General features: G+C 63.0%; 7 protein-coding genes. 1 reads left to right on the top strand and 6 read right to left on the bottom strand.

Translation table 11 applies throughout. The features are described from left to right. Both Q0341_RS10205 and Q0341_RS10200 read right to left on the bottom strand, forming a co-directional pair. The coding region (locus Q0341_RS10205; RefSeq protein WP_299512840.1) for a Gfo/Idh/MocA family oxidoreductase at nt 1–529 on the bottom strand (529 nt) is incomplete at its 3' end. Nucleotides 530–565: 36 nt separating this feature from the next. Further along, nucleotides 566–2,272 carry a glycerol-3-phosphate dehydrogenase/oxidase gene (locus tag Q0341_RS10200; RefSeq protein ID WP_299512837.1) on the bottom strand — a complete coding sequence of 569 codons (1,707 nt, stop codon included), beginning with the start codon at nt 2,270–2,272 and terminating at the stop codon, nt 566–568. A gap of 126 nt (nt 2,273–2,398) precedes the next feature. Between Q0341_RS10200 and Q0341_RS10195 the strand changes: the two genes are divergently transcribed. Further along, nucleotides 2,399–3,199 (top strand): DeoR/GlpR family DNA-binding transcription regulator, encoded by an 801-nt coding sequence (locus tag Q0341_RS10195; RefSeq protein ID WP_299512834.1) that lies wholly within the window; start codon nt 2,399–2,401, stop codon nt 3,197–3,199. Between the two features lie 63 nt (nt 3,200–3,262). On the opposite strand, the gene Q0341_RS10190 is transcribed toward Q0341_RS10195, so the two are convergent. The 4 genes from Q0341_RS10190 to Q0341_RS10175 all read right to left on the bottom strand — a co-directional run. Continuing rightward, nucleotides 3,263–3,646: a hypothetical protein gene (locus Q0341_RS10190; protein ID WP_299512831.1), complete on the bottom strand. Its 384-nt coding sequence runs from the start codon at nt 3,644–3,646 to the stop codon at nt 3,263–3,265. Nucleotides 3,647–3,649: 3 nt separating this feature from the next. Continuing rightward, nucleotides 3,650–3,889 carry a hypothetical protein gene (locus Q0341_RS10185; RefSeq protein ID WP_299512829.1) on the bottom strand — a complete coding sequence of 80 codons (240 nt, stop codon included), beginning with the start codon at nt 3,887–3,889 and terminating at the stop codon, nt 3,650–3,652. 13 nt (nt 3,890–3,902) lie between these two features. Beyond that, nucleotides 3,903–4,241: a hypothetical protein gene (locus Q0341_RS10180; RefSeq protein WP_299512827.1), complete on the bottom strand. Its 339-nt coding sequence runs from the start codon at nt 4,239–4,241 to the stop codon at nt 3,903–3,905. Nucleotides 4,242–4,485: 244 nt separating this feature from the next. Continuing rightward, nucleotides 4,486–6,048, bottom strand: a 1,563-nt coding sequence (locus tag Q0341_RS10175) for a YgiQ family radical SAM protein (protein WP_299512824.1), incomplete at its 5' end; no start/stop codon positions are given.

Below are 6,048 nucleotides of genomic sequence, written 5' to 3'. Positions count from 1 at the left end.
GGTTCCAGTCGCCCACCTTGACCAAAAACGGAAAACGGTGCTCGCGGATGCTCAGCATCTTGACCGGGCCGGTGTTTTGCTGGCCATGCACCTCTTGCGCCAGCATGGCCACTGGCGGCATGTAGCGGTATTCCATGGCCACCCAGATCGGGGCCGGGTAACTTGCTTGCAAAGCGGCCAGGCTGCGCACGTCGTCCAGATGGGTGCATGCGGGTTTTTCGAGCAAAACGGGCAACGGCCGCAGGCGGGCAATCTCGCGCAGCTGGTCCGCATGACAAAAGTTGGGGCTGGCGATCAGCAGGCAATCCACATCGGGCGAAGTGACCACCTCGGCCAGACTGGCAGCGCTTTGCGCACCCGGCACCAAGGCCAGGCTGCTGGCCAGCATGTCGGCATCGGGCTCAAAAATGCGCGTGACCTGCGCACCAGGCAGCAAGGCAATGTTGCGCAAATGCTCCTGCCCCATCATGCCGCAGCCGATGATGCCGTAACGTGTGGACGCAGTGGGGGTGGACGTGGAAATGGTCAAAACAGCCTCTTCAAGGGTTAGGGATTCAAACAAAAATCAATCGGCCAGGGTGTACCGCTGGCACAACTCTAAAAACGCATCAAGCCGGGGGTCAAGTCCGGTTTCCTCTTGCAACAAAGCGGCTACGGCCGGGGCCATGCGAGCCGCTTGCCGAGCATCGAGGAACAACGCACGCCAACGGCGGGCCAGCATGTCTTCCACTGTCAATGCCCATTCATGGCGGGCCGCAAAGCGCACCATGGCCTCGCTCAGGCCCATGCCCAGATCGTGCCCAGCACCGGGCAGGCGCAACACCTGTTCGGCCTCGGTGCCCCACAAATGCAAACCGGGGGCTTCGCCGATACGGGAGTATGCCGCCGAGGCTGAGCTTGGCACTGCACCCGCTGGCGGCGCACCCACCAAGCGGTGCAGCGCGGTGTTCACCGGGCTTGGGGCCACGCCAGGCCCTGAGGCCAAGTCGCCGTGCTCGGCCAGGGCCTGCATCACCTGCTCGGCCATGCTGCGGTAAGTGGTCCACTTGCCGCCCGTCACCGTCACAAAACCCGGGGCTTCGCGTCGAATCAGGTGCTCGCGTGACATTTGGCTGGTCGACCCGCCTGCCCCATCCGCTGCGCCCTGCACCACCAAGGGGCGCAAACCGACCCAGACGCTCAGCACATCGGCCCGGATCAAGCTCACACCCAGCGACTGGCGGGCTTCACGAAAAAGAAAATCCAACTCCTCGGCCTTGGGCACGGGCTCTTGCGGCGCGTCGGCGCGGGGGGTGTCGGTGGTGCCGATCACGGTGGCCCCCAACCAAGGCACGGCAAACAAAACACGGCCATCGGCGGTTCTCGGAATCAACACTGCCTCGCGAATGGGCAAACGCTCGCGGGCCACCACCAGGTGCACGCCCTGGCTGGCCGTGACCAGCGGCTTGACTTGGGGGCCATCTCTGCTGGTGCTGCGGCCGGACGACAAGGCCATCTGGCGCAAACCATCGACCCAGACTCCGGTGGCATTGACCACACAACGGGCCAGGCCCTCGCGGGTTTGGCCGCTGCGCTCGTCCAGCCACTGCACGCGCCAGCCCTGCGCCTCGCGCTGCAAGCCCGTGACCCGGGCGTGGTTGTGCAAACTGGCCCCAGCGCGGCGGGCCGTCTTGGCCAGCGCCAAGGCAAGGCGCGCGTCTTCAAACTGTGCATCCCAGTAGCGCATGCCCGCCACCCAAGTGCTTTGCGGTGCAGCGCTGCCCACTGCGGGAGTAACGCCACCCTCAACGCCATCGGCCGCATCGCCCGGGCAACGCACCAGCAACTGGCGGCGCGACAAGGCCACCGTGCGCCCCAAACTCCAGCGCCCAGACAACCATTGGTAGAGTTTCAGGCCCATGCCCGTCCAGGCCCAAGACAGCCAACTGGCCCCGGGCACCACAAAAGACAAAGGCTGCGCCAAATGCGGGGCCAAGGCCAAGACCGTGGCGCGTTCGCGCAAGGCCTCGCGCACCAGTTGCCAATGCCCTTGCGCCAGGTAGCGCACACCGCCATGCAGCAACTTGGTCGAGCGCGACGAGGTGCCGCAGGCCCAATCGCCCGCCTCCAGCAAGGCCACCCGCTGGCCTTGCAGCGCCGCCTGCACGGCCACCCCCAAGCCCGTGGCACCGCCACCGACCACCAACACATCCCACGGGGCATCGGGTTCAGTGGGCTCACCGGAGGCGTTCACGCGGGGGGCGTCAGAACACAAAGCGCTTGGAATTTCCACAAATTTTCCTGAAATGATCGAAAATTATTGTTCTAAATTGACTGTTTTTGATTGTATCGATGAAACGGTCGGTTTTTGCGCTATTCTGAAGAACTGAGTACTGCCCTTGACCCCACAGCGACTGCCATGGCTCTCAATCCCCGACAACTGTCCCTTTTGCAAGCCGTGCGCGAACACGGCAGCGTTAAAACCGAAACCCTGGCCGAACAGCTGGGCATCCCCCTGCAAACCGTGCGGCGCGACCTGCAGCGCCTGACCGAGGCGGCCATGCTGGAGCGCTTTCATGGCGGCGTGCGGGTGGCCGACTCGTCCACACGCAACACCACCTACACCGAACGCCAACGCACCCAGGCCCAAGCCAAACAAGACATCGCCCGGCAAGTGGCCCAGGCCATCCCCGACGGTGCCAGCCTGTTCATGAACATTGGCACCACCGTCGAGGCCGTGGCCCGCGAACTGCTGCAGCACAAAGGCCTTCGCGTGGTGACCAACAACCTGCATGTGGCGCACATCCTCGCGGCCAACCCCCAGTGCGAAGTGCTGGTGGCGGGCGGCACCGTGCGCCACGAAGACCTGGGCGTGGTGGGCGAAGCGGCGCTGGCCTTCATCCGCCAGTTCAAGGTGGACATAGGCCTGATCGGCATCAGCGGCATCGACGTCGACGGCACCCTGCGCGACTACGACCTGCGCGAAGTCATGGTGGCCCGCGCCATCGTGGCCCAATCACGCCAGGTCTGGCTAGTGGCCGACCACAGCAAATTCGGCCGCCCGGCCATGATCGAAATGGCCCCGCTCCAAGCGGTGCACACCCTGTTCACCGACTTACCAACCGAGCCTGCGCTGGCGCAGCTCATGAACGATCAGGGGGTGCAATGCGTGGTGGCACAAAAAGGGGCCAACACGGCGGATGCACCAGACGCCATCTGAGGCCACACCAGCGCCCGCGCCACCCTCTCGCTGACCTCGCCCTGACCTCAAGCCAAGCCAGAACTACGAAACCAACGGAGTGGGCGGCTTGGCTGGTTGAACCTTTTTGGCCCAAGCCGGTGGCCGCGCCACCTGCCAATGCCACACCCCATGACGCCAACGGGCCACAAGCTTGGGGCCAGAAATGCCATGTCTGCCCACGCCCGAGGTGTCGTAGAGCAAAGCCAAATCGGCCAAGGGAATGGCGTCCTGCAAATTCTGCAAAGTCCGTGGGTAACGCGCCAAAATGCGCTCGGACGGCACATCGTGCCCGCCTTCGGCCACCCGTTGCGCCACCCGGCCCAGCAACTGACACGGGTCATTCACACACACCACCAACAGCACCACGGCAAAACCTGCCGCTCGCGCATCCCGCATCAAAGCCAGTTTGGACGGATGCGGAAACACCGTCTAGCTCACAAACGACTGGCCCTGCGCCAGACAAGCGGCGCGACGCGCATCGGCCCAAGCTCGGGCTTGGGCAGAACGCAGTTCGGGATCGGTGATGTGCTGCAGAGCGTGAGCTTCGTGCAGGTCCGCATTCACAAATTCGGCATCGGACGGCAACAAGCCAGAAGCAACCGCTGAGCGGTACAAAGTCGATTTGCCAGCCCCATTGGGGCCAGCGAGCAAAAAGAAAACGGGTTTCAAAAAAGGCAGTTGCTCAAGCGGCCTTCACCACCTGTCGGCGGTTGCTTTGCACGGTCTGGCGCACGGCCTGGGCAAGGCGGCCGGTGCTTTCGGCGGCCACAAAATCCGCCTCAATGGCGTCCAGCGGATCGGCCGCAGACAGCGTGGTGGTCTGGCGCACATCGTAGAGCGCGATGGCCTCTCGGGCCTCCGTGATGGTCAAGCCAGAAGCCTCGGCAATGCGCCCCAGCGTGGCCCAATACTCGATCTGCCCTGCTACCGAGCGGCGCATGGGCGTGGCCGCTTCGCGGGCCTGGGTGACCAAACCAGCAGGCAATTTGACGGATGCAAACGAAGAAGGTGATGCAGACATGAGACGCTCCTTTGTGGCGCATTTTGCGCCAAAACGGACATATATGGTCATCTGGCTTGAATAAATCCCCATCAAAGCAGGTAAGAAATCTAAATCCATCCACACCACCCACGCCCATGGCTGTGGACAAGCCCCGGAACAAATGCCCCAAGCCGAATGGCTGTTGAGCTGGCAGATGGCACTTAAAAAACAAGCAATGCCAGCAGCCCAGAGCCATGGCTCCTGTCTAAAAGACTACCGAAAGTTACCTCTTTGCGCGGGGTGGCAGGCCCGTGTGCTGGGTCAGCAACTGCCCCTTCTTAGGCTGCCCCATGCGCTTGGGCGCCGTCGACAAAGACACCGACGACTTGGCCCCCGCACCCGTGCTGTTTTTGCGGCGGGCGCTTTGGTAGCCTTCTTCGGCCAGCGGCTGCCAGTTCGGGATCAAGTGGTGTTTGCCGTTGCCGATCAAATCTGAGCGGCCCATGGCCTTGAGCGCTTCGCGCAGCAGGGGCCAGTTGGTGGCGTCGTGGTAACGCAAAAAGGCCTTGTGCAGGCGGCGGCGTTTGTCGCCTTTGACCACGTCTACTTTTTCGCTGTCGCGGGTGATTTTGCGCAGCGGGTTGCGGGTGGAGTGGTACATGGCCGTGGCCGTGGCCATGGGGCTGGGGTAGAAGGTTTGCACCTGGTCGGCCCTGAAGCCGTTCTTTTTGAGCCAGACGGCCAGGTTCATCATGTCTTCATCGCTGGTGCCCGGGTGGGCGGCAATGAAGTACGGGATGAGGAACTGCTTTTTGCCCACTTCTTCGCTGTACTTGTCGAACATCGACTTGAAGCGGTCGTAGGTGCCGATGCCCGGCTTCATCATCTTGGACAGCGGGCCGCCCTCGGTGTGCTCGGGCGCAATCTTGAGATACCCTCCCACATGGTGCTGCACCAGCTCTTTCACGTACTCGGGCGACTGCACGGCCAAGTCGTAACGCAGACCGGAGCCGATCAAGATCTTCTTGATGCCCTTCAGGTTGCGCGCCCGGCGGTACATGTTGATCAGCGGACCGTGGTCGGTGGTCAGGTTCTGGCAGATGCCTGGGAACACGCAGCTGGGTTTGCGGCAAGCAGACTCAATCTCGGGCGTACGGCAGCCCAAGCGGTACATGTTGGCCGTGGGGCCGCCCAAGTCAGAGATGACACCCGTAAAGCCTTTGACCTTGTCGCGGATGTCTTCCACCTCGCGGATGACCGATTCTTCTGATCGGCTTTGGATGATGCGGCCTTCGTGCTCGGTGATGGAGCAAAAGGTGCAGCCGCCAAAGCAGCCGCGCATGATGTTCACGCTGAAGCGGATCATTTCCCAAGCGGGGATTTTGGTCGCGTGGTCATGGCTGCCGTTTTCGTCGGCATAGCGCGGGTGCGGGCTGCGGGCATACGGCAGGTCGAACACATGGTCCATCTCGGGCGTGGTGAGCGGGATGGGCGGCGGCGTGATCCACACGTCGCGGGCGGTGTGGCCTTCGCCGTGCGCTTGCACCAGGCAGCGGGCATTGCCGGGGTTGGTTTCCAAGTGCAGCACGCGGTTGGCGTGGGCATACAGCACGGCGTCTTGCTTGACTTGCTCGTAGCTGGGCAGGCGGATCACGCTTTTGTCGCGGGGCGGGACTTTGTGGGTGCCTTTGCCGCGCAAGGCGGGGTTGGGCACAAAGGTGAGCGGCTGAGTGATGGGCTTAATAGCGGCTTGCACGGTGCGGGCCTGGGCCACGGCGGCAGACAAATCGGCTTCGACGTTTTTGGCGTTGTGGCCCTCGGCCACTTCTTTGGCCTCTTCCTCGCT

This window comes from uncultured Limnohabitans sp., assembly GCF_937889215.1.
GTDB lineage: Bacteria > Pseudomonadota > Gammaproteobacteria > Burkholderiales > Burkholderiaceae_C > Limnohabitans_A.
Note: the sequence above shows the minus strand (reverse complement) of the source record. Positions and strands in the feature narration are given on the sequence as shown.

What these genes read in the sequence shown, in the direction of transcription:
- Q0341_RS10195 (WP_299512834.1), top strand. Translation starts at nt 2,399, where the DNA reads ATGGCTCTCAATCCCCGACAACTGTCCCTTTTGCAAGCCGTGCGCGAA.
- Q0341_RS10180 (WP_299512827.1), bottom strand. Translation starts at nt 4,241, where the DNA reads ATGTCTGCATCACCTTCTTCGTTTGCATCCGTCAAATTGCCTGCTGGT.